At 70.8% G+C, this 21,892-nt stretch carries 18 protein-coding genes and 3 pseudogenes; 11 read left to right on the top strand and 10 right to left on the bottom strand.

The genetic code is table 11. From position 1 onward, the window contains the following. Window positions 1-171: 171 nt before the first annotated feature. The 3 genes and pseudogenes from ACZ51D_RS41020 to ACZ51D_RS41010 form a co-directional block, all read left to right on the top strand. Window positions 172-524 (top strand): annotated as a pseudogene (locus tag ACZ51D_RS41020) (hypothetical protein); the annotation flags it as partial. A gap of 271 nt (window positions 525-795) precedes the next feature. Further along, window positions 796-3,120: a protein kinase domain-containing protein gene (locus tag ACZ51D_RS41015; RefSeq protein WP_465665390.1), complete on the top strand. Its 2,325-nt coding sequence runs from the start codon at window positions 796-798 to the stop codon at window positions 3,118-3,120. Between the two features lie 55 nt (window positions 3,121-3,175). After that, window positions 3,176-5,428 (top strand): protein kinase domain-containing protein, encoded by a 2,253-nt coding sequence (locus tag ACZ51D_RS41010; RefSeq protein ID WP_465624409.1) that lies wholly within the window; start codon window positions 3,176-3,178, stop codon window positions 5,426-5,428. A gap of 13 nt (window positions 5,429-5,441) precedes the next feature. On the opposite strand, the gene ACZ51D_RS41005 is transcribed toward ACZ51D_RS41010, so the two are convergent. The 3 genes and pseudogenes from ACZ51D_RS41005 to ACZ51D_RS40995 form a co-directional block, all read right to left on the bottom strand. Further along, a complete protein-coding gene (locus ACZ51D_RS41005) occupies window positions 5,442-6,602 on the bottom strand; it encodes an FHA domain-containing protein (RefSeq protein WP_465665388.1) in 1,161 nt (386 codons plus the stop codon). A gap of 117 nt (window positions 6,603-6,719) precedes the next feature. After that, window positions 6,720-6,875: pseudogene (locus ACZ51D_RS41000) on the bottom strand (IS701 family transposase); the annotation flags it as partial. A gap of 145 nt (window positions 6,876-7,020) precedes the next feature. After that, window positions 7,021-7,626: a TetR/AcrR family transcriptional regulator gene (locus ACZ51D_RS40995; RefSeq protein ID WP_465665386.1), complete on the bottom strand. Its 606-nt coding sequence runs from the start codon at window positions 7,624-7,626 to the stop codon at window positions 7,021-7,023. Window positions 7,627-7,699: 73 nt separating this feature from the next. On the opposite strand from ACZ51D_RS40995, the gene ACZ51D_RS40990 reads away from it, so the two are divergent. Then, window positions 7,700-8,605, top strand: coding sequence for an alpha/beta fold hydrolase (locus tag ACZ51D_RS40990; protein WP_465624403.1), 906 nt, complete (start codon window positions 7,700-7,702; stop codon window positions 8,603-8,605). Window positions 8,606-8,892: 287 nt separating this feature from the next. Here ACZ51D_RS40990 and ACZ51D_RS40985 read toward each other — a convergent pair whose 3' ends face one another. Next, a complete protein-coding gene (locus ACZ51D_RS40985; protein WP_465665384.1) occupies window positions 8,893-10,134 on the bottom strand; it encodes an IS4 family transposase in 1,242 nt (413 codons plus the stop codon). Between the two features lie 71 nt (window positions 10,135-10,205). Here ACZ51D_RS40985 and ACZ51D_RS40980 point away from each other — a divergent pair, with 71 nt between their 5' ends. Further along, window positions 10,206-11,168, top strand: a complete 963-nt coding sequence (locus ACZ51D_RS40980) for an IS5 family transposase (protein WP_465665383.1) — start codon at window positions 10,206-10,208, stop codon at window positions 11,166-11,168. Here the strand turns inward: ACZ51D_RS40980 and ltrA are convergent. The 3 genes from ltrA to ACZ51D_RS40965 form a co-directional block, all read right to left on the bottom strand. Further along, a complete protein-coding gene (ltrA, locus tag ACZ51D_RS40975) occupies window positions 11,137-12,567 on the bottom strand; it encodes a group II intron reverse transcriptase/maturase (protein WP_465665381.1) in 1,431 nt (476 codons plus the stop codon). The two genes, ACZ51D_RS40980 and ltrA, sit on opposite strands and share 32 nt — an antisense overlap. Before the next feature lie 711 nt (window positions 12,568-13,278). Next, window positions 13,279-13,698, bottom strand: coding sequence for a HEAT repeat domain-containing protein (locus ACZ51D_RS40970; RefSeq protein ID WP_465665379.1), 420 nt, complete (start codon window positions 13,696-13,698; stop codon window positions 13,279-13,281). Between the two features lie 227 nt (window positions 13,699-13,925). Continuing rightward, window positions 13,926-14,288 (bottom strand): CAP domain-containing protein, encoded by a 363-nt coding sequence (locus ACZ51D_RS40965; protein ID WP_465624397.1) that lies wholly within the window; start codon window positions 14,286-14,288, stop codon window positions 13,926-13,928. On the opposite strand from ACZ51D_RS40965, the gene ACZ51D_RS40960 reads away from it, so the two are divergent. Both ACZ51D_RS40960 and ACZ51D_RS40955 read left to right on the top strand, forming a co-directional pair. Continuing rightward, window positions 14,275-14,802: a hypothetical protein gene (locus ACZ51D_RS40960; protein ID WP_465665377.1), complete on the top strand. Its 528-nt coding sequence runs from the start codon at window positions 14,275-14,277 to the stop codon at window positions 14,800-14,802. The genes ACZ51D_RS40965 and ACZ51D_RS40960 overlap by 14 nt on opposite strands. A 293-nt stretch (window positions 14,803-15,095) precedes the next feature. After that, window positions 15,096-15,365 (top strand): RICIN domain-containing protein, encoded by a 270-nt coding sequence (locus tag ACZ51D_RS40955; RefSeq protein ID WP_465624394.1) that lies wholly within the window; start codon window positions 15,096-15,098, stop codon window positions 15,363-15,365. Between the two features lie 247 nt (window positions 15,366-15,612). Here ACZ51D_RS40955 and ACZ51D_RS40950 read toward each other — a convergent pair whose 3' ends face one another. Beyond that, window positions 15,613-15,855 carry a hypothetical protein gene (locus tag ACZ51D_RS40950; protein WP_465665375.1) on the bottom strand — a complete coding sequence of 81 codons (243 nt, stop codon included), beginning with the start codon at window positions 15,853-15,855 and terminating at the stop codon, window positions 15,613-15,615. Continuing rightward, window positions 15,852-17,015, bottom strand: a complete 1,164-nt coding sequence (locus tag ACZ51D_RS40945) for an FG-GAP-like repeat-containing protein (RefSeq protein ID WP_465665373.1) — start codon at window positions 17,013-17,015, stop codon at window positions 15,852-15,854. The genes ACZ51D_RS40950 and ACZ51D_RS40945 overlap by 4 nt, the downstream gene beginning before the upstream one ends. Window positions 17,016-17,429: 414 nt before the next feature. Between ACZ51D_RS40945 and ACZ51D_RS40940 the strand changes: the two genes are divergently transcribed. The 3 genes from ACZ51D_RS40940 (at window position 17,430) to ACZ51D_RS40930 (ending at window position 19,606) form a co-directional block, all read left to right on the top strand. Then, window positions 17,430-17,558, top strand: a complete 129-nt coding sequence (locus tag ACZ51D_RS40940) for a hypothetical protein (RefSeq protein ID WP_465665372.1) — start codon at window positions 17,430-17,432, stop codon at window positions 17,556-17,558. Window positions 17,559-17,642: 84 nt separating this feature from the next. Next, complete coding sequence (locus tag ACZ51D_RS40935) at window positions 17,643-19,388, top strand: DUF6895 family protein (protein ID WP_465665398.1); 1,746 nt, start codon at window positions 17,643-17,645, stop codon at window positions 19,386-19,388. Further along, the gene (locus ACZ51D_RS40930; RefSeq protein ID WP_465665370.1) at window positions 19,385-19,606 is read left to right on the top strand and encodes a hypothetical protein; all 222 of its coding nucleotides are present in this window, start codon (window positions 19,385-19,387) and stop codon (window positions 19,604-19,606) included. The genes ACZ51D_RS40935 and ACZ51D_RS40930 overlap by 4 nt, the downstream gene beginning before the upstream one ends. Window positions 19,607-19,761: 155 nt before the next feature. On the opposite strand, the pseudogene ACZ51D_RS40925 reads toward ACZ51D_RS40930, so the two are convergent. Then, window positions 19,762-20,067, bottom strand: a pseudogene (locus ACZ51D_RS40925) (molybdopterin cofactor-binding domain-containing protein); the annotation flags it as partial. 126 nt (window positions 20,068-20,193) lie between these two features. Between ACZ51D_RS40925 and ACZ51D_RS40920 the strand changes: the two are divergent. Beyond that, window positions 20,194-21,018: an SDR family NAD(P)-dependent oxidoreductase gene (locus ACZ51D_RS40920; RefSeq protein ID WP_465665368.1), complete on the top strand. Its 825-nt coding sequence runs from the start codon at window positions 20,194-20,196 to the stop codon at window positions 21,016-21,018. The last annotated feature ends 874 nt before the right edge of the window (window positions 21,019-21,892 follow it).

The raw sequence follows: 21,892 nt of genomic DNA, 5'->3' as shown, positions 1-21,892 counted from the left end.
CGCCAGACGGCCCACAACCGCCGATTACGCCGAAAGCGGCATGTCACAGACCATCACACGGGTGGAGCCCGAACTCGCCGAAAAACTCCTGGTACCTGAACCCACCGGAAGCGTGGAGCCCAATCACCTCGAAAAACTCAGCCGGACGAGGCGCACCGCCGGCCGCCCGGGGTGGCGACGCGACCATCGAGGCGCTGGGGATGCTGATGACGGCGCTGGAGTACACCGAGCGGGCCCGCGGCCACCTGTACACGGTGCACCACATGACGGGCGGCGCCGACCGGATGCTCGCCGAGGCGGTGCGGATGCTGTGCCGGGCCGGGCGCGGAGAACAGGCTGACCTGGTCGAACAAGAGATCCTCGGCCGGGACGTCATCCCGGGCATGTGGACCTATCAACTGGTCGAGGCGTACGACGACAGCTACTACCGGGTGTTCACAGCGGTGGAGCAGCAGATCCGTCAGGATCTCGCCGGCGGCCGCCGGCACCTGGCCGAGGCCGGGATGCAGCACGCCGCCCGCACCGCCGCCGCAGGCACACCGCCCCGTAGATCGGTTGCTGCTGGGAGTGAGGCGCAGGCAGCCGGGCCCCACGCGGCCGGCGCCGTGCTCGATCCAGCCGAGCGCGCGGCCGTCCTTGCGGACGGAGAACAGGCCGGGGGGCTCGGCCAGGGCTGAGGCCCGCGTCGACTCCACGCCTGTGTCCGCGAAACCTGACGCGTTTCCGTCACGCTGTGGAATCATCGCCTTGCCCGCCGACGTGGCGGCCGGGGTCGGGGGACACGGAGGGGTCGGGGTGGCGGCTGCGCAGGGAGATCGGATCGGGCCCTACCGCATCGTCGGACGGCTGGGCGCCGGGGGCATGGGCCAGGTGCTGTTGGGGCGGGCTGAGGACGGCACGCTCGCCGCGGTGAAGACGATCCGCCCGGAGCTGCTGGACAACCCCGACGTGGGAAACCGCTTCCGGCACGAAATCGAGGCGCTGCGCACGGTCGAGAGCCCCTGGGTCGCCCGGCTCCTCGGCGGCTCGGCCGATGCCGAAGTGCCGTGGCTGGCCAGCGAGTTCGTGGCCGGGCCGACGCTCGACCGGGCGGTGGCCGGTTGCGGTCCGCTGCCCGTCGCGGTAGTCGCGGGGATCGGGGTCCGGCTGGCGGCGGCGCTGTCCGACGTGCACGGCAAGGGACTGTTGCACCGCGATCTGAAGCCCGGCAACGTCCTGCTGTCCGCCACCGGCCCCAAGCTCATCGACTTCGGCATCGCCCGCGCCGCCGATGAGGAGACGGCCGTGTCCGGCGGGACGATGCTGGGCTCGCTCGGGTACATGGCTCCCGAGCAGGTCCTGGACGCCGGGCAGGCCGTATCGGCCTCGGACGTGTTCTCGTTGGGTGCGGTCCTGGTGTACGCCGCCACCGGGCGGGGCCCGTTCGGGGAGGCCGAGCCCGCCGTGCTGCTGCACCGGACGGCCCGTGCCGAGACCGAACTGGGCGCCGTCCCGGTCGAGTTGCGCGGGATCGTGGCGGCCTGCCTGCTCCGGGAGCCGGCCGACCGCCCCACCCCGGCCGAGCTGGCGCAGGCGCTGCAGTGTCCCGACCCGGCCACGGGCTGGCCGGCGGAGATCACCCGGATGATCGCGGAGAGCAGCGCCTCGGCGCAGGCCGCGGCCCTTGCGCCGCCGCCCCGCCCGACGAATACCGCGGCGTCCACCGGGGCTGGCCGTCCGGCGAGGCGCCGCAGCCTCCTCGTGATCGCCGCTGCGAGCGCCTTCGTCCTGGCGGCGGCCGGGACAGCAGCCGTCCTGCACTTCGGAGTCGGCAGCGGGTCACCGGCCGACGGGCAGCCCACCCCGTCGGTGGCCGCCACCAAGGCACCCCCGGCTGCCGCGACGCTCACGGGTGTCACCGAGCAGGGCGGGCCAGGCCACAACGCGGTCTTCACCACGGCGCAGACCCGGCCGCCGAGCGGATTCCACCCCTGGGCCGCCTACCTGACCGACCAGCCGACCGGCTGCTCGCTCGGTGCCGGCACCCTGGTATGCCGCCTGGTGGACGGCAGCCTCCAGGCCCTCGACACCGCCACCGGCCACGAGCGCTGGCGCGTGGACCTCCCGAAGGATCCCGGCGCACCGGACCAGCCGACGACCAACAACGGCCTGCGCCTCATCCCCGACGACGGCGACGACCCGGCGATCAACGGCAACCGCGTCGCCAGCCGGGACGCCGACGGTGCGCTGCGAGTCCAGGACCTCACCGGCGGGCGCGTCCTGTCGACCACCCCCTTCGGCAAGGACGTAGGTCTCGCCACCGAGCCGCTCGCGGACGGGGACCGGCTCCTCCTGTCGCTGTGCCACCGAGGCGAGGAGATCGGCTGCGAGTTCACCCTGGACGCCTCGACCTTCGACGGCGGGCAGCCCACCTGGAGCCGCCCGCTGGGCCGCAACGGCCCGACCACCGTCAAGCTCCACCTCAGATACGGCCCCGTGGCGGGCGACGGCCACACCGTCTACGCCGCCACCTCCGACGGGCTCGCCTCCTTCGACGAGGATACTGGCGCACCGATCGCGACAATGCCGGGCGCCTGCGGCCCACTGGCCGTGACCGGCACGACCGTGCTGTGCCGGACCGCCGACGGCGGGCTGGTGACCGCCGGAGCCAGGGACTTCGCCGGGTCGAAGGACATCAGCGGGGACAACCAGCGACTCCACGACCAGAAGACGGTGATCACCGCGACCGACGGCACGGTGATCACCGCCCAGAACGCGTCGGACGGCTCGATGTCCGCCATCGACGCCGCCACCGGAGCCCAGCGCTGGCGCCTCGCCGTCGACAAGCCGCGCGGCGGAGACTCCACGGTGTACCCGACCGCTGCCCGGCCGATCCTGCTCGGTACGAAGGCCGTCACCATGACCGATGCCCGGCTGCTGATCGTCCCGGCGAACCCGGAGGGCGGCGCGGCACCGGCACCCACCACGGTCGACCTGGCGAAGCCCGCCGGGTCGCCCGGCCCGCACGCGACGCTCTCCTCCTTCGCCGAGTACGGACACCCCCGGGTGCTCGCCCTGGACGGGATCCTGATCGCCGTCGGCGCAGACGGCGCGGTACACGCCGTCGAGGCCCCACAGTGACCCTGGCCAGGCCGCACCGGGATGTCATGACCCGCCCCGACGAACGGAGTTCGCCGTGCTGCAGCCGCTGCCCCCGGACAGCCGGCGCCTGATCGGACCGTACCTGACCCTCGCCCGGCTGGGCGCGGGCGGCATGGGCGAGGTCTATCTCGCCCGCAGCCCCGAAGCGGCGGGCCCGGGCAGCCTGGTCGCCGTCAAGACCCTGCACCCGGAGCGGATACCGGACGACGAACTCCGAGCCCGGTTCCGTCGCGAGATCGACTCCGCACGCGCGGTCTCCGCGGCCCTCCCCGGCACCCTGCTCGGCTGCGACCCGAGCGCCGAACCACGCTGGCTGGCCTCGGAGTTCATCCCCGGCCCGACGCTCGCCGAGGCGGTGGAGGCGACCGGTCCGCTGGACGAGCAGACCGTACGCGCGCTCGGTACAGACCTCGCCGGGGAACTGGGCGCCGTCCACGCCCAAGGCCTGCTGCACCGGGATATCAAGCCCGGCAACGTGCTGCTGTCCTCCGCCGGCCCACGGCTGATCGACTTCGGCATCGCGAAGCGCCTGAACGGCACCGTACTGACCTCGATGGGCAAGGTGATCGGCACCCCGGGCTACATGTCGCCCGAGCACCTCGACGGCGCGACCCGGATCGGCCCCGCCTCGGACGTCTTCTGCCTCGCCGCGGTGCTCGCATACGCCTCCTGCGGGCGCGGCCCCTTCGACGGCGGCCAGGCGCTCGCGGTACTGCACCGGATCGGCCAGGCCGAGGCCGACCTGTCCCGGGTGCCCGCCGGCCTGCGCGGCGTCCTCGCCGAGTGCCTGCGACTGCGTCCGCAGGACCGCCCGGACCTCGCCGAACTGACCGCGCTGCTCGGCGCGGAGCCGGCCGCGCGCGGCTGGCCCCCGGCGGTCGCGGAGCTGTGCGCGCGCTACGAGCAGGACGCCGCCCACCTGGCGGCGCTGCCTCTGACGCCCGTACCCGCCGCCCCGCGGGCACCGTCACGCCGACGCCGGGGCCCACTGGTGGGCGCGGCGGTGCTGGGGGTGGTGCTGAGCGTGCTCGGGGTGCTTCTCGTCCCCCGGTGGCCGGCCGACACCTCCGACACCGGGGCGCCCCCGTCCGTCAACCCCGCGCCCACCGGAGCCAGTTCAGGCCCGACCCCGCGCCCCGAGGCACTCCCCGCCGCCATGGCCGACGGAGATGCCGGGGCCAGCGGCGAGTTCGGCAGCGCGGCACTCGACACCGCTTCGATCCGGACGAGTTGGGCACCGTGGCACAAGGAGCTGGGCGTCCGCCTCGCCGGCTGCGCCCTGGGCGAGGGCCTGTACGTGTGCTCGCGCTCCGACGGCGGGCTGATCGCGCTCGACGCCGACAACGGCACGACCCGCTGGAGCCTCGATCCCAAGGTGCCGCTGAAGGGCCGGCTCGGCGATGCGACCGTCCGGGCCCCGGTCCTGGCCGACGGCAACGCCTACACCACCGACGGCAGCTACACCCGTGCGATCCGGCTGCGCGACCACACCGTCCGCTGGGAGAAGCCTGCCCGGGACGGCCGGACCGCCGTCGGTGTGGTGCTCGTCGGCAAGACCCTCGTCACCGACCTCGTCGACCCGACCAGCCCGCATGTCGGCGGCAGCGGCGCGGCGGACCACAGCGAGTTGCGGGCGAACGCAACCGACGACGGACGGGAGCTGTGGACGACACCGCTCGACTCCGCGGGTACCCTGCCGATCGCCCTCGACGGACGACTGTACGCGATGTCGGACCAGCGCCTGGTCATGCTGGAGACCACGGGCGGCACCATCACCGGCTCCACCGCCGCCGTCTGTACCGTCCTCCACGGGTACGGACAGTGGGTGGTCTGCGCCGACACCGGGGAGGGCAAGGTCTCGGCATTCGACGCCCAGCACCTGGACGGCGGCCGCACCCTGCTGACCGGCGCGGGCCCACACCTGGCGCTGGGCGCCAAGGGCCTGCTGGTCGCCGACGGGATGACCCCCGGCGCCCACTCGGCCGTGGACCTCGCCACCGGCCGCAAGCTCTGGAGCCACCAACTCCCGGAGGACCGGACCAGCAAGACGACGGCACTGCTGCTGGCGGGCGACAAGGCCGTCGAGCTGACGGTCGCCTCTCCCGGGAGCATCGACCTGACGCAGGGAGCGAACGCGGTAACGAGGCCCGTCTCGTTCCCGGACTGGCCCGGTAGTCGCAACGACCTGGGCGTCTCGGCGGGTCAGCCCTCCGCCATCCTGTCCGACGGTCTGATGTACGCGGGCTTCGCCGACGGGACAGTCCTGTCCGGCTACGCGCCGCAGTGAGACCCGGGCCGTCTCAGCCCAAGGAGGTCCGGCCGCCGCCGCCGTCCCCGAGTTCCGGCGGCAGGGCCTGCTCCGCGTTGAAGTACCGCTTCCCGGACATGCGCAGCGCCACGGTGTCCCCGAGCACCAGCCGGTCGGCCTCGCCGAACGCCACCCGCTCGCCCGGCTCGATCCGACGCGCCGGACCGGAGCCGCGCACCACCACCGTGCCGTTGCCCGAGCCGAGGTCCACCGCGTAGGCCTGCGGGTTGCCGCCGCCCGGCTTCTCCTCCATCGAGATGAGCAGATGGATCCGGCTGACCCGCTTGACGCCGGGCGGCGGGTCGAGCTCCTCCGCGCCCAGGTTGATGCCGTGGCGCAGCGTGCCGCGCCCGAGTTGCACCGCGTCGCCCACGCTGACCGGGAAGCGCAGGAACTCGCCGGCCGACAGCCCGCCCGGCAGGTCCGGGGCCGTCGCGTCCGAGACGACGAAACTCCGGGTCGTGCCGCGCGGCCCGAGCTCCTCCAGCAGTGCGCCGCACGTGCAGACGGCGCGGGCAGTAGTGCGGCTGACGGAGGGCCAGCCCAGCAGCCCGTCCGGCCACCTCATCGCGGTGTCGCAACCGAGTGCCGTGCACCGCCAGTGGCTCCGCAGGACGCGCTTGTGGTCGCTGTGCTCCGGATCAAGGCGCTGAAGGTGCTTGAGATCCTTGAACTCGATCGCCTGGGACACCCGGTACCCGGGCGCCGGCACGATGCCGCTCCGGTGCAGGCGCACCCGCCGATCCGCTCCCGTGGTCCAGGCGAGGATGCGGTCGGGCTGCTGCTCCACCCAGGGCTCCCTGCGCCGCAGGTCGGTGAAGAGGTCCGAGCTGATCACGTGTCGGCCCCGCTCTCGCGCCAGCCGCAGGAACACCGGGTCGGCGTAGGACACGAACCGGACATCAGCGAAACCCTCCCTCCGGGGGTTCTGCCGCAGCCGGAGCAGCCGCGCGCCGTCGTCCGGCGGCAGCGAATGCACCAGAGAGTTGTCCGCGACGAGGTCCACCGGGGCCTTCGAACCGAACTGCTCCCGCCAGGCGTCGCGGACCAGGAACAGCCGCTTGAGCAAGGGGTGCTGGCGTCCCAGCGGGGGGAGTTTCCCGGACCAGCACACATTGGAGACATCGATGACGACACCGGGCGCGTTGCGCACGCCTTCCCCCTACTCCCCGTCCCACCCCGACAGCGTGGGACTCCACGCCTCGACCGGGATGGTAGCCGCCGGTCCTCCCGTTTCGCAGAGCCCGAGCGGAAGTCGGGGCCGGGATAGAAGCAGTCGCTGCATCGGCCCGGGGCGGGAATGACCGGCCTGCTCTGCCAAACGCCAGCAGTTCTTCAGCTCGACGCCCGACAGCAGAGCGAGCACAAAGGCACGGGCGGTGGCCCGCGGCTCCACCCGCTTGAACCGGCCCGCGATCCGGGCCATGGTCTGGTCGAACATCGCCCGCCGGCGGCCGGCGTCCATGCCATGACCCGCGGCAATCGCGCGATCTTCAGGAGTCCACACAACCCGTGATTGCCATGCATGGCACCAGCGGTCGGTCGGCGGCCTGACTCAACCCCGTGGAGGCTCACGAACCGGGAAAGAGTCGACCGAGGTGGTAGCGCAGAACGGCAGTCGCGTCGTCCGCCGTGCGCTGGCCGAGCAGGACGCTCAGGCCGAGGCCGGCAGAGACGGACAGGAGGACGACGGCCTCCTGACGGGCGTCCAGGTGCGGATCGGCGTCCCCGGCCTGTTGGGCGGCTGCGAGCTGGCTGATCAGGAACCCTTCCATCTCGTTGGGTGCCGCGAGGAACGGCTGGCCGCCGAGGGCGGGATCGGTGATGGAGAGCACCGCGTACGCGGTGTGGACGAGGTGGAAGATCCGGCTCTCCTCGTCGGTGGGCACGGCTTCGAGCAGGACCGCTTCGACGATGGCGCGCGGAGCCGGCGAGGAGCCGGCGGTCCTCACCCGGTCGCGGACCCGCTCGCCCATGCGCGCCGTCAGGCGGTTGATCGCGGCGAGCAGCAGCTGCTCCTTGGTGTCGAAGTAGTACTGCACGAGCCGCACCGAGATGCCCGCCTCGATGGCGACGGACCGCATGGTGACGGCGTGCAGCCCGGTGTCCGCCGCCGCGCGGAGCAGGGCGTCGATGATCTGGGCCCGTCGCTCCTCGTGGTCCACCAGCTTCGGCATCGGGTTCCCTCCGAACGTTTTTATGGTACAAACATACCATCAAGTCCTGCTGTTTCGCGTGTCGGGAGGGACCATGACCAGGACGAGCGTCGGACGTTTCGTCAGCGAGGAAGCCCGCGGGAAGTTCCTTGAGGCGTACGACCGTGCCATGGAGCTGTGGCCGGGCCCGCGCGAAGAACTGGACGTCGAAACCGGCTACGGCACCGTCCACGTCCACCGCTACGGGGCCCGGACCGGCGAGCCGATCGTGCTCCTGCACGGCCACGCCGGACACGCCTCCAACTGGTACCCGCAGATCGCCGCCCTGGGCGAGAACCACCCGGTCTACGCGATCGACACCCTCGACGATCCCGGCCGCAGCGTGCAACGCGCCGTCGCGGGCGGTCCCGAGGAGAACGCGGCCTGGCTCGGCGAGGTCCTCGCCGGACTCGGGCTGCAGCGCGTCCACCTGGTCGGCCTCTCCTACGGCGGATGGCTGGCCCTCAACCAGGGCATTCACGGACCCGAGCGCCTCGCGTCCATCGCCCCGCTGGACCCGGGCGGGATCGAGAAGGTCCCCGCGCGGTTCTACGCCCACATGATCGGCGGGCTGTTCGGAATGCTCGCCCCGCGCCCGTTCCGACCCGCCCTGGGGCGCCTGCTCGCCAACCCCGCCCTCAGCTCACCGCCCCAGATGATCGCTCCGCTGATGCTGGGCATGCGGACCTATAAGCCGAACACCCGTCCCGCGGCCCGACCGTTCACCGACGAGGAACTGAGCTCGATCCAGCTGCCCGCCCTCGTCCTGCTCGGACGCCGAAGCGCCCTGCTCCGGCCGCACCATGTTCTGAAGCGGGTCACCGCGCTGATCCCGAATGTTCAGGCCGAGATCGTTCAGCGGGCCGGCCACGGCCTCAACCTGGAGCGTCCCGAGCTGGTCAACGAACGCCTCCTGCAGTTCGTCACCGCACTCCAGCCCGAGCCCACCCGGAGCGAGTAACGCCACCTGCCGCTTCCCTTGGTGACAGTAAGCACACTCAGCCACAACCCGCTTCGGGCACGAGATCGCAAAACCACACTGGAGTACTAGGCCCAATACCGGTGATTTAGGTCGATTTCCGGCGGGTTGGGCTGGCTTTCGTGGGCCCGACCAGCCGGATCGCGGGGGCCTGGGGCGAGGACGGGCCGCTGTGCCCGGTGCGTTTGAGGGCCCAGTTCGACATCTTGCGTTTGATGACACGGGGGTTGGACCTCAACCGCCGCTCGGGCAGCAGGCGTTCGGTGATCTCACGCAGGCTCCGGGCAGTGGTCCGGGCGAGTCGGGAGGGGGGAAAGGGCCGCCTGGCCGGTGACGTGGCGGCGGACGATGCGAAGCGTGCGGGTGAAGGAGATCCGGTCGGGGTCGTGCCCGCCCTTCAGGGCGGCCTGGTGCATCAGGTCGCGCAGAGCGTGGTGGACCAGCAGGAAGGCGAAGATCTCCTGCTCGACCCCTCGCGGGTGTTGGGAGCGCAGGACCAGCCGGGGGCCGCCCTGATGGTTCTTGATCTCGTCGAGAGTGTTCTCGATCTCCCATCTCTGGGCGTAGAGGGCGGCGAGTTCTGCGGCCGGGGCTTCGGCGGGGTCCAGAATGCTGGTGATCAGCCGGTAGACGGTGCTGTCACCGCCGCGCGGGCCGAGCGTGTACTCGATGACCCGCACCCGCTCGGGGTCGGCGCGGCGGTTCCTGTCGCGCGTGGCGACGATCTCGGAGAGGTAGGAGCCGTCGTCGAGCATGGTGACGACCGGCAGCACGACGACGCTTCGCACCCGCCACAGCAGGTCGGCGCCGCCGGCCCGGGCGGCCCGCCACAGGTCCAGGCCGCAGAACCCCCGGTCGGCCAGCACGAGCATGCCCTCGACCAGTTCCGGGAACAGCCGCTGGGCCAGCACGGTCTCGTGCTCGGACAGCGGTGCCACCTCGGCGGCGAACACGGCATGGGTGCCGCATTCGACCAAAGCCGCCACCCTCGCCTGTGGGAACGCGCTGCGGCCCTGCCCGCGGCCACTGCCCGGCCGCCCGAAGAACTCCGCGTTCGCCGCCGTGTCCGGGATGTCGAACACCGTGCCGTCCACCGCCACCAGACGCCGGTTCCGGTACCAGGCGCCTTCCGTCTCCCGGACCGCCACCGGTCGGCAGACCCTCGCGAACAGGGCCCGAAGCGGCTTGGGCCCCAGCCTCAGACGGGCCCGGCCGATGGCCGCCGTCGTCGGCACCCGCCAGGCCCTCGCCCACCGGCCCTCCCGCTCCAGCCCCTGGACCAGGAGCCGGGCCACCTCCTCATAGCCCTGCCCGAAGAACAGGCACATCGCCAGCACGAAGTAGACCACCACCCGCGCCGGCAGCAGCCGGTGCCGCTGCTCGGTCCGGCCGCACGCGGCGACCACCTCATCGATCAACTCAGGCGGGAACGCACGCGTCAGCACCCCCAACGCGATCCGGTCCGAGAGCCGGTCACTCGCCGGCGACTTCACCTGTCCAGGCCTTGGCACAACCCACTCAACGAACAGACCACACCAAAGTCACCGGTATTGGTACTAGGCCGTGTCCGACAATTGATCTTGTGGCAGGTCGAGGTGAGTTGACGGACGCGGCGTGGGGACGCGTAGAACCCCTGTTGCCGCAGGTGGACGGACGTGGCCGCCCGTGGCGTGACCATCGGCAGGTGGTCAACGGGGTTCTGTGGCGGTTGCGAACCGGGGCGCCCTGGCGGGACCTCCCTGAACGCTATGGGCCATGGCAGACCGTCTACGAGCGGTTCGCGCGCTGGGAATCGGACGGGACCTGGGCGAAGGCTCCTCGAACACGTCCAGGTCCGAGACGACGCGGTGGGCCGGATCGAGTGGACTGTCGCCGTCGACTCCATGATCAACCGGGCCCATCAGCACGCGGCCGGCGCCCGAAAAAAGGGGCCGCAGACGGGGACAAACTGGAAGATCCGGGCCGCTCACAGACCCGCCAGGCCCTCGGCCGGTCCCGAGGCGGACTGACCACCAAACTCCACCTGGCCGTCGACGGCCGCGGCCTGCCCCTCTCGATCGTGCTCACCCCGGGCAACGCCAACGACGCCACCGCGTTCGGCCAGGTCCTTGACGCCATCCGGATCCCGCGCCCCGGCGCCGGCCGTCCGCGCACGACACCGGACCGAGTACTGGGCGACAAGGCCTACTCCAGCAAGGCGATCCGCCACCTGCTCCGACGCCGGGGTATCGCTGCCACCATCCCCGAGCGCCGCGACCAAGAGGCCCACCGCCGGCGGCGTGGAGCCCTCGGTGGCCGACCACCTACCTTCTACAAGGAGATCTACCGCGAACGCAACGTGGTCGAACGATGCTTCGCCCGCCTCAAGCAGTTCCGCGCGATCGGTGAGGTCGACTCGGGGCGCCCTGCTGGTGTCTCCACCAGTGGGTTTCCCCGAGCCGCCTCCCGAACCCGGCGTGCCCGTCTCCGGGCACCGGGCTCTCCACAAGTCCCGTTCGGGGTCGTTCAGATACTCATGCCGCAGTGGGCCACGGGCTTGGGATAATCGTTCCCCGGTATCGGTATCTGGTCGTGCTTACCTTCGCCGGATTGAACAGTTCTCCCTCCTCCGTGGCAGGCCACCAGCCGCCGTCGCAGAAACGGCGGCGGAGCTGCTTCCATGTGATCCCGGGGTGCTTGCGCCGTATCCACCGGACTACCCGCATCCACGTGTAGTGGCCGAGGTAGCAGAAGGCGACGTTCGAGACCCCTGGGCGGAAGTACGCGCACCAGCCCCGCAGCACCTGGCTCAGCCGGTGCAGCAGGGCGGTCAGCGGCAAGCCGACGTTCTGTCGACTGGTCAGTTCCTTCACCTTGGCCGTCACCGAGTGAACTGACTTCCGTGCCGGGTAGGTGTAGATGTACTGCCGGTCGGTGCCACGCTTCCGGTGACGCTGGATGCGCCATCCGAGGAAGTCGAAGCCCTCGTCGATGTGGGTGATCCTCGTCTTCTCCACCGACAGGCGAAGACCCATCGGTTTCAGCACCTCTGCGACGTCCCCTCGCAGTTCCTCGGCGTGCTCGCGGCTGCCGGAGACGAGCACGAGGAAGTCGTCCGCGTACCGGACCAGCCGGTAGTTTGGCAGTCCTCGCCGTCGTCTGCGGCGCCGCTCCTCGGAGGTAGTGCCTGATCCTCCGGGGGTCCGGGCGATGTGCTCGTCCAGAACCGAGAGTGCGATGTTGGCCAGCAGGGGCGAGAGGATCCCACCCTGCGGGGTGCCGGTGCGGGTGTCGGTGAGGGCTCCGTCCCGGGACAGGATCCCGGACTTGAGGAACGCCTTCACCAGAGCCAGGACCCGTTTGTCCCCGATCCGATCCCGGACCCGATCCATCAGGGCCGTGTGCGAGATCTCGTCGAAGCACGCCGTGATGTCGCCCTCCACCACCCACTCGTAGGAGTGGCTCGTGAGATAGCGGGTCTCGGCGACAGCGTCCTGGGCCCGGCGGTTCGGACGGAACCCGTACGAGTACGGAAGGAAATCCGCTTCGAACACTGGCTCCAGCACCAGCTTCAAGGACGCCTGGACCACCCGGTCCGCCACGGTCGGAATCCCCAGACGACGGATCTTGCCGTTCGCCTTCGGAATCATCCGCTCGCGTACTGGAACAGGCCGGAAGCTGCCGTCTCTCAGCTGAGACCGCAGCCCGTCGAGGAAGACCTCGACTCCCTGCCCGGCCTCGATGGAGCGTGTGGTCTTCCCGTCCACTCCGGCCGTGCGGGCACCCTTGTTCCCCCGGACCCGATCCCATGCCACCAGAAGGAAGGCGGGGTCGGCCACGAGGTTGAACAGATCGTCGAACCTGCGATGAGGACCATCGTTTGCCCAACGGTGCAGCTTGGTCTGGATCTTCAGTACCCGCAGCTCCGCCCCGAACAGGGCGGACTCCAGCTCGCCGGTGTTCACCGGCGACAACCTCCTGACATTCCAGCGTCCTTACTGCCGACTTGCTGGCCCCCTTCCCCATGTGACCGGCTCTCCCGGCCTCCGAGTACTACGGAGCCTCCGCCCTGTCCGACGGCCGTCAGCCGGCGATGGGCCTGCCCTCGACCGGACTGGAGGCCCGGCGCGGAGGGCGACCGCGGACAGTTCCCACGTTCACCACGGAGTCGATCGACGGGTGAGGTGCCCAGCTCTACCCCGGCAGCATCGCCACACCTACGCCGCAGACATTCGGCGTGGCCTCCCCACCGATAGGTAGATTCGGCTTCGGAGTCGACCGTCGGATCGCCGACGATCGTGCACTGCATCCGGCCCAGATCCGCCAGGTTGGAGCCGGTGTCGAAATTACGGGGCGTCAAGCACTGGTTCCTCGCGTACACCTTCCCGTCTCGCTAGCCGGACCCGAACTGTCTGGCAGTGCCAGTCCGTCCCGACGTTGTCAGGGCTGCTTACCGCCCACCTCGGCATCCCCCGAGACGAACTGCCCCCAGCTTCAGCCGGGTTGCTGCGACAACCCGGCGGTGATGGTCTCTCACCTCACTCGACTCCATGGCGCCTCGTGGCGCACCCACCCGCTTCGACAAACTCGCCGACCGCTACCGTGCCGGAGTCGTCCTGGCCTCGCTGATCCTCTGGCTCCGGGAACCAGTCGGGTAATCACCTGGCGTCTCCCGGCTACCGTTGTTCGGCCGCTCGGCGAACGGCAGCGCGGATTTCCTCGTCGGGCTCGTTCCGTCTGAGCACGGCTTTGAGAGAAACCTGCGCTGCCTCACGCACCTCGGGATCCGGGTCGGAGAGGGCGCTGGCGATGATCGGCGCGTGTGCCACGGCGTCGGGGCCGAAGATGCCGAGGCCCTCGATCCCTGCGCGCCTGAACATCGGATCCTGTGCCGCTGTAGCCGAGACAAGTAGTTCCAGAGCCTCAACCGGTGTCTCCGCGCACAGTAGCGCAAGGCCGAACAGAGCCTGCTCGAACTCCGCGGTGTCGTGGCGGGCGGCTGCGGCGAGCCGCTTCAGCGCCTCGCTCACCGCCGACGGGCCGGCCGCACGAAGGCTGAGCTCGTCGGCCCGGGGCGGGGCGGTGTCGTCGTCCATCCGGCCATCCTGCCAGGAACAGAATCCCGCTCCCCAAACCTGGGGAGCGGCTGGCCCGGTCGCAGCGAGCGACCCGCTGGGCCTTCAGACAGCGGACAACGTGGCCTCACGAGCAAGCCATATGATCATTTGTCAGACACGGCCTAACCGATAACCCCAGCTCAGACACACTGTGCCTGGTCACAATCAATGAGCGCGGACCGCGCTCGGTGTGGCCGGTTCTCGTGTCAGCCCGCGAACTCGTGCACGCCCCACCAACCGCTGGAGTCGTGGTAGAGGCCGACGCCGATCTGCGTGTAGCGGGGGTTGATCTGAGCGGCGTGGTGCCCCGGGGACTCGGTCCACATCTTCTGGAACTGCTCGGCGGCTTGTTCCCCGGTGAGCGAGGCGTCGCTCCACATCACGATGCACTCTCCGGTCAGCGTCCGGCTGCCGGTGAGGCTGGGTCCGGCACCGGAGGCGTTCTCCGAGTGGGCGAACCCGGTCTCGCGCATGTGGCGGGCCCAGTTCGCGGCGAACTCCGTCAGGTCGTTCTTGACGACGAGGGCCGGGACACCGTTGCGGGCACGCTCCTCGTTGATCAGCTTCAACGAGAGCGCCTCGGCGCTGCCCGCAGTCCGGTCCGGCCCGGTGGTGTCGGGGTTCGCCGGGGCCGGGGCCGGGGCGGATGTCGTGTGGCCGGGGTTCGCCGGGGTCCTGCCCGACGCCGCGCTGTCCGTGTTCGGCTGGGCCTTGGCCGGTGCTCCGGTCGAGGTCCGGGTCTGGGCCTGGGTCGGAGCCTGGGTCCCGTTCTGGCCCGGCGGTTGGGTCGAGGTCTTCGCCGTGGCCGGGCTGGAAGGGTCCTTGGTGGCCACCGGGGTGGTCGGTGCGGGCGGGGCGGGCGGGGCGGGCGGCGGCGTTGTTTCCCGGCTGGCCGCGGAAGCGGACGCCGACGGGGAGGAGACGGCCGCCGCCGCCTTCGCCGGGGCGGCACCTGCCGTGTCCGTGACGGATCCGCCGTTCTGCGGACCGCACGCGCTCAGCGCGGCGCCTATGACTCCGGCGGCCAGGACTGCGGTAATCATCTGCCTTGGACGAACAGACTGCATGAAACAGGCTCCTTGAGTTCTCCTGGCCGCTTGGAGCGACTACGCGCCGTACCACCACGCGCGCCACCCCGACCAGCCGACGCCTCTTGCGCCGACATCACAGGAGACCGCCGGGCTCGGCGGAGATAACACCTATTGAGGAGACCGTGGTCTTCGCCACCCGGATGCTCTCCCTTCCGCTCCCTCGGGCTCCGCACAACTCTTTCGAGGACGCGGCGGTCCAACTCCTCGACGCCGCCGGGGAGTCCGGGCACCGGCTCCTCGCCTTCCCGGCCCGGCGCCCACCCATCGCACCTCAGGAGGACAGCCGTGACCGGTCCCGCCCCCACCCGGAGACACCGCACCCACGCCGCCCTGCTCGCCCTCGCCACCGCCCTTCCGGTGGCCGCCCCGGGCACCGCCCACGCCGAGCAGATCCCCCGCTACACCTCCGCCTTCGAACTGCGCAACCAGGCGACCGGCAAGTGCCTGGAGGTCGCCGACTGGCGCACCGACGACGGCGCACCCGTCCGCCAGTGGACCTGCCACGGCGGCGCCAACCAGGCCTGGACCGGGCTCCAGCCCCGGATCAACTTCTGAAACCGCTTCCCGGACGACGGCGCGCCATGATCGAGCGCCCGGGCTGTCCGAGCGGTGCTGCGCTTGCACCGCCGGCACCCTACGGAGTTCGCAGACGCCCGGAAGCGCGAACTCGACCTCCGTCGCTCAGAGAGTCACCAGGCCGATCCCGCCCGCCGCAAGCTTGGATGTCCGTCGTGACGAGATCGGCTCCGCACGCGAGCACGCCCCGGGCCAGTTGCCTGGTCCGGGGCGTGCTCGGGGTCGGTTACCCGGTCAGGCGACCGTGAAGCTGTACGTGGTCGCGGCCGAGCGGTTGCCGGACGGGTCCGCGGCGGTCACCGAGAGGGTGTGCGCCGTCCCGCCGGCCAGCCCGGTCCTGGATGTCCGGCGTGTTGTGGAAGGCGTCCAGGGTGACCGCTGCGCCGTTGTCCAGTGTGTACTGGAAGGACGCGACCCGGCCCCGGTCGTCCGAGGCGCGCAGAGTGAGGCGGACCGTGGGGGCGCTCACGGTGGCGGCGGTGGGGCTCGCCAGATTCGCCGTGCCGTTCCCGTCGACCAGCAGGCTGCCGTCCGCCCAACGGTAGAACGTCTTCCACCCCCGGCTCGGCCGTAGACGGCGCCTTGGGCGACGTCCACCAGGTCCGACAGGTCGCCGGCCGCCTTCACCGGGATGGAGCCGCCGAAGTTGCCGTTGCCGTCGCCGGGGTAGACGAAGCCGCTGCCGGCGGTCCAGCGGACCAGCAGGTCGTCGGCGTCGAAGTCGCCGCCGGTGATGTTCGCCGCGTCGGTCCGGGCACCGGCCGACCGGATCACGGTCGGGCTCGCGAAGGCGCCCCCGGTGTTGCCGGTGCCGCCGATCTCCTGGCCGGCCCCGAAGCCGTCGTTGCCGCTGCCGAGGTAGTAGAGGGTCGCCCCGCGGTTTTGACGGGTGATCAGATGGGCCTTCCCGTCCTCGTCGACATCCGCGACCAGGGTGTCGGCGTTGTTGGTCCACCGACCGGGCGAGGCCCACTTGAGCACGCTGGGCGCGCCGAACAGCTGTGGGGTGTTGCCGGTTGAGGCGAGGAGCTCGGTTTGGCCGCCACCGGGTGTCTTGGAGTCGTACTGGTTGATCCGGTGCAGGACGACGTCGGCCTGGCCGTCTTTGGTGAAGTCGCCCGCCGTGATGTCCTCGACGGCCTTCCAACTGAAGGTCGGCTGGTGCAGGTAGGGGGACCAGGCGCGGCCGTCGGTGATCTGCGAACCCGCCGCGAAGCCGCCGCCGCCCGTGCCCTGATAAACGGTGACCGAGCCGTCCACGCCGCGTAGCAGCAGGTCGGCGAGGCCGTTCCCGTTGAAGTAGCCGGCGGTCACGCTCGCGGCGTCGTACCAGCCGTTGCTCCCGGAGACCAGCTGCTGCCCGGCGTCGAAGCTGCCGTCGCTCTTGCGCCCGTAGCGCATGACGGTGCCGTTGGCGTAGCGCAGCACCATGTCCGCGCCGCCGCTGCCGGTGAAGTCGCCGGCCGTGCGGCTGACGGCGTTGGCCAAGGTGTTGGCGGAGCCGACGGTGGCCGGGCTGTCGAAGACCTGCGGGGCCGGCGGGGCCTGGCTGTCGGGGCTCCATTTCAGCGTGGTGCGGTACATCAAGTGGTCCTGGTAGCTGACGTCCTGGCCGCCGTCCGTCACCATGCCGGTGTCCGCCTGCGCCGTGGTGAAGTCGGCACTGCTGCTGAAGATGTAGTCGAACTTGCGGGCACTCTGGACCGGGTTGGTCTACGAAGTGGTGGTCATCTCACCCGAGCGGCAGCTCGCGAGTTGGCGGCAGGCTGGGGCGAAGAAGGCCCGGCGGTCTTCGTGCACGCGGTCTCCGTGAATCCGCCCAGCGAGGATAATTGGAATATTGTATTCATGATGGCCCGTTCGGGTGAATCCGCGCATTCACTGATGACATCCCCGCAAACCATTGACACTATCGAGAATAAGTATTTCGCGGGATAGAAGCCCGTGGAGTCACGCCCTCACTGGAGGTTCGCCATGACCAACTGCCCCGCTGTTGACGCCCGGGCCGCTCTCACGTTCCTCCAGAGCAGCCGGCTGATAAACATGGACACCACTCTGGAGCAGCTGGTCAGTGCGACCGCCGCGCTCGGAGAAATCTCCGGCTATGTACTGGCCTGGGACAAGTACGTGCTCGTCGTCCCGTCCGTGGCCGAGGAATCTGCGCAGGCCTAGTTTCGGACCGCTCCGTACCGGGGCGCGCCAGGCGAAAAGCAAGGCCAGGTGAAATCGACTCATCAGGGGGCGGCTGTGGCTGACATGTGGCGCATGGTGGAACACGGAGCGGTCTCCTGGCTGGCCGCGCACCGCACCCGCTTCGACCCTGACGCCGCCGATGAGGGGCGCGTACTGTTCGTCCGCAAGGCGCTCGTCGAGGTCGCGTTGCTGGTCGGACTGCGCGCCCGGGCGGAGTCCGGATCCTTCGACGACGCCGACTACCAGATGCTGTTCGACCAGGTCACCGCGGTGGCGGCTCGAGCCTCGTACCGTGAGCTCGTCGCACGCGACGAGCGGGCCCTGCTCTTGTATGCGGGCACGTATGCATCACAGCGGCTGTGCGGGCAGCGCGACAGCGAATTCGAGCGCCTCATCGGCCAAGCGGTCTCCGGGCGCTATGCGGCCTGTTTCGAGCGAGTTCCCTTCCGGCAGCTCGATCTGCTGCACACGCTGGAGTTGGCCGGAATCGATCACGGAATGCCGGTGGCCGACGCTGTACTGTCTTTCTCCCTGCTCTGCGCGAATCCGTCCGTGCTGAAGCTGAGCGATGGCGATATTTACGCGATCACGCATACTGTGTTCTACGCCACCGATTTCGGTCGGCGTGTCCCCCGGTGGCCCACCGGATTCGATCTGCCGCAGGCCGTGGAACTGCTGGAGGCGCTCAGCCTTCTGTGCCGCCAGAGGGAGAACGCCGACCTCGTCGCCGAATTGCTCTGCTGCCTGCTGTGCCTGGGGATCCGGGACTCACCCGAGACGGAACGGGCATGGGCGTTTCTCGCCGATGTACAGGAACCCAGCGGGCGGGTCGCCGGGCCGGAGGGTGTCCTCCCGCCGGAACTCGAGAACGGCGATGCGGAATACCGAGGCTGGGCCACCGGCTACCACACCACGATCGTCGCAGCGCTGGCCGGCCACATCGCCCGCGACGCAGCCGTGATCCGGCGGCCGAGCCCCCCACCTCCCCGGTCCGCCGGCAAGGGACGACTTGAAGCTGCGATCCGGCGTGCCATCGCCTGGCTGACCGACGACGCTCTCGAGTTGCCCTTCGACGACGCAGTTCCGGCAGCGGGCGCGGCCTCGCGAGCCGCACGCTCGGTGGGGGAGCCTCAACTCGCCGCCCGGACTCTCACGCATCTCGTGCAATGTGCCGAAAGCGCCCTCGCCCAACCGGTGGCCTGGGGGAAGCAGGGCGTCGACGCGGTTGCCGAGTGCGCGCGAGGCCTGTCGGCCTGCGAATTGGCCTGCGACTCCCTCGACCGGTTCCTGACGGACACGGCAGGAGCGCTCACCGGACTCACCGCCGTTCCCACGACCGCCGCCGGCGGAGTCCGGCGACTTCAGGACCTGGGCCGACTCACCGCGCAGCAGGCGGACTCCCTCCTCGCCTCCACGGACCCCGCGAGCCTGCTGGCCGAGGACCATGCGCCCGCGGTCACTGCCGTGGCCTTGGCGCAGTATGCCGACGGCCAACCGCTTCGCCTCGGCGACGACGCCTCCGCCTGGCATTCCGTCGCGGAGCGGTTCGCGGCCGCGCTGCCGACCGCCTGCCGGAGTTACCGACTCGAGGAGGTCGCCGCGCTCCTTCAAGGGCTGGGGGTGCTCGGCTGGGCCGATCACCGGATCACCCGCGACGGAACCGACTTCCTGCTCTGCCAGCAGCACCCCACCGGCGCCTTCGGCTACCCGGCGCGCGACGACCACCAGGAGCGGGCGACGGCGCAACGCATCTGGACCCGGAGTTGCGTCGTCGCCCTTTCATACCTGTACAACCTGTACGACGAGTGAGCACCCCACCGCTCGCCACGTCCGCCCGGTGCGGTTCCGCTGCGCTCCGCCCGCTGGACGTACTGCCAGTCGGTGGGACGGCGGATCTCCAGGCGGTCGGCGGTCTGGGAGGCCAGGAAGCGGCTTCGGCCGACGACCTCGCCGGAGAGATCGGCATGCACGCGATCCTCCAGTCGGTCCTGGGCAGCGGCGCGGGCTCCGATCTCGGCTGCCAGTAGACCTCCCCGATCAGCCGACAGCAGGGACCGGGATGGCCGGCTCATGCGGGAGAGCAATGCATTCGCATGTGCCCGGTCGAGCGCCCGAGTTGGCCGTTCAGAAGGTTGTGTTGCCGGAATCGCCGTCGCGGGTGACCTACTTGATGCTGCTGAGGAGGCGACTGCGAACTGGTACGCACGTTCAGGCGACCGTCCTCCATCCAGGCGATCGAGCCGTGGGTCTCCAGGTGCGCGTGCTGCACGCGCGGGGAGGAGTACGTGCCCTCGTGGGTCACGTCGGCGTCGGCGAATCCGGCATCGACGTCACCGATGTGCGAATGGATCTCCAGCAGGATGTGGACCGGATCCCGGACGAAGGGGTCGTCCGTGCCGTGCAGCTGCGGCACCCCCTCGGCCATCGCCTCCTCGGGGTCGAACACGGCCGGCATGACGTCGTAGTCGACGACGCCCCTCCGGCAGCCGGCGTGCTGGTGACAGGCCTCGGCGGCGTCGGGGCCTGTTCCGCGCCCTACCACTCGGCCGGTTGTCGATTCGTGATACAGCTAGGACAGCAGGGGTGGTTGGTGGCCGATCGGAGGGGAAGGCCCGTGACGGAGCAGCGAGTTGTGATCGTGACCGGGGGTGGCACGGGAATCGGCGCGGCCACCGCGAGGCTGTTGCGGGAGGGCGGTCACGAGGTCGTCGTCTCCGGGCGGCGGAGCGAGCCGCTGGAACGCGTCGCCCGGCAGACCGGCGCACTGGCCCACCCGGCCGACACGACGGACCCCGCCGCCGTGCGCGACCTCGTGGAGAGCACCGTCGCCACCTACGGGCGCCTCGACGGGCTGGTGGTCAACGCGGGCGTCGGCCGCGGCGGCGGCGTCGGCGATACCTCCGACGAGGACTGGGACCTGGTGCTGCGCACCAACCTCACCGGCCCGTTCCTGACGATGCGGGCGGCCCTGCCGCACCTGCTGCGGGCCCGAGGAGCCGTCGTCGCCGTAGCCTCCGTCTCGGCGCTGCGCAACGGCACGCGCAACGCCGCCTACGCCGCCTCCAAGGCGGCTCTGCTGCAGCTGTGCAGCTCACTGGCCGTCGACTACGGCGCGAGCGGGCTGCGGGCCAACACGGTGTGCCCCAGCTGGGTGCGCACCGAGATGGCCGACCGCCGGATGGCCCGCTTCGCCGAGGAGGCGCAGCTGGGCGACGGCGACGCCGGCGAGGGCGCGGCCTACACCGAAGCCACCCGGCTGCTCCCGGCGGGTCGTCCAGCCGACCCGCGCGAGGTCGCCGAGGCCATCGCCTGGCTGCTGTCCCCGGCTGCCTCCTTCGTCAACGGCGCGACCCTCACGGTCGACGGCGGCGCCACCGCCCTGGACCCGGGCACCCTGTCCTTCGCCTACCGCATCGACCCGCGTGAGTCCGTCGGCTGACCCCCTGGCCCAGCCTTCGGCGCGGCTGGTGGCCCGGAATTCGGCGAGGGTGTCGGAGAGGTGGTCGTGGACGGTCCTCGGGCTGCGTCAGCCCCCGGCTGCGTCAGCCCCTGCTCGGCGAGGTGGGTCGACTCCTGATCGCGGGTACGAGACGAGCGGCTACAGCAGGAGCCGATACCGGGCCCCGGACACGGCCCCGGAGCACTACGTCGTCAACCTCCAGGAACTGACGGCGAGCTCCCGTCCGGCCCTGCCCTTCCGGGCGGGACGGGTTCGCGTGCGCGCCCTACAGTCGTCGATCGCTTCTCCCCGTCAGATCGCTTTCCCGGAAGGTGAGTTGATGGGATCATGTCACTATCGCAGTGACCTACACCCTGCCGATGGGACCGTCGATGAAACCGCTGTCCGTCGCCGATCCGTGCGCGGTCGGGCCGCACCCCCTGCTGGCGTGCCTGGGCGGCGGCGGGATGGGGAGGGTGTTCCTCGGCAGGTCGCCGGCGGGTTGACCATCGCGGTGAAGGTGGTCCGGCCGGAACTCGCGGAGGACGCGCGATTCCGGCAGCGGTTCGCCCAGGAGATCGAGGCCGTCCGACGCGTAGGGATCGGGAACCCGGCCACCGGGCGAGGGACGCTGCGGGACACTTCGCTCACAAGAGCCCGTCAAGGTCTGGCACTCCGCGCAGCTATGCCCGCCGCATCGTCGGTATCCGTCCGACAGCCGTCGCGGACCTGATCCGCGAACGGCCGGTAAACGCGGGCGGGGGGGGGGGCCCCCGGGGGGGGGGGGGCGCCCCCCCCCCCGGGGGGGCCCCCCCGCGGCCGGGCGGCCCAGACGAAAGAAAATATGAAGAGGTGTGGGTTGGGGGCCCCAAAC

It is taken from the genome of Kitasatospora sp. NPDC033851 (assembly GCF_055576085.1).
The sequence above is the reverse complement of the archived record's forward strand: the minus strand, read 5'-3'. Positions and strand labels throughout refer to the sequence as shown.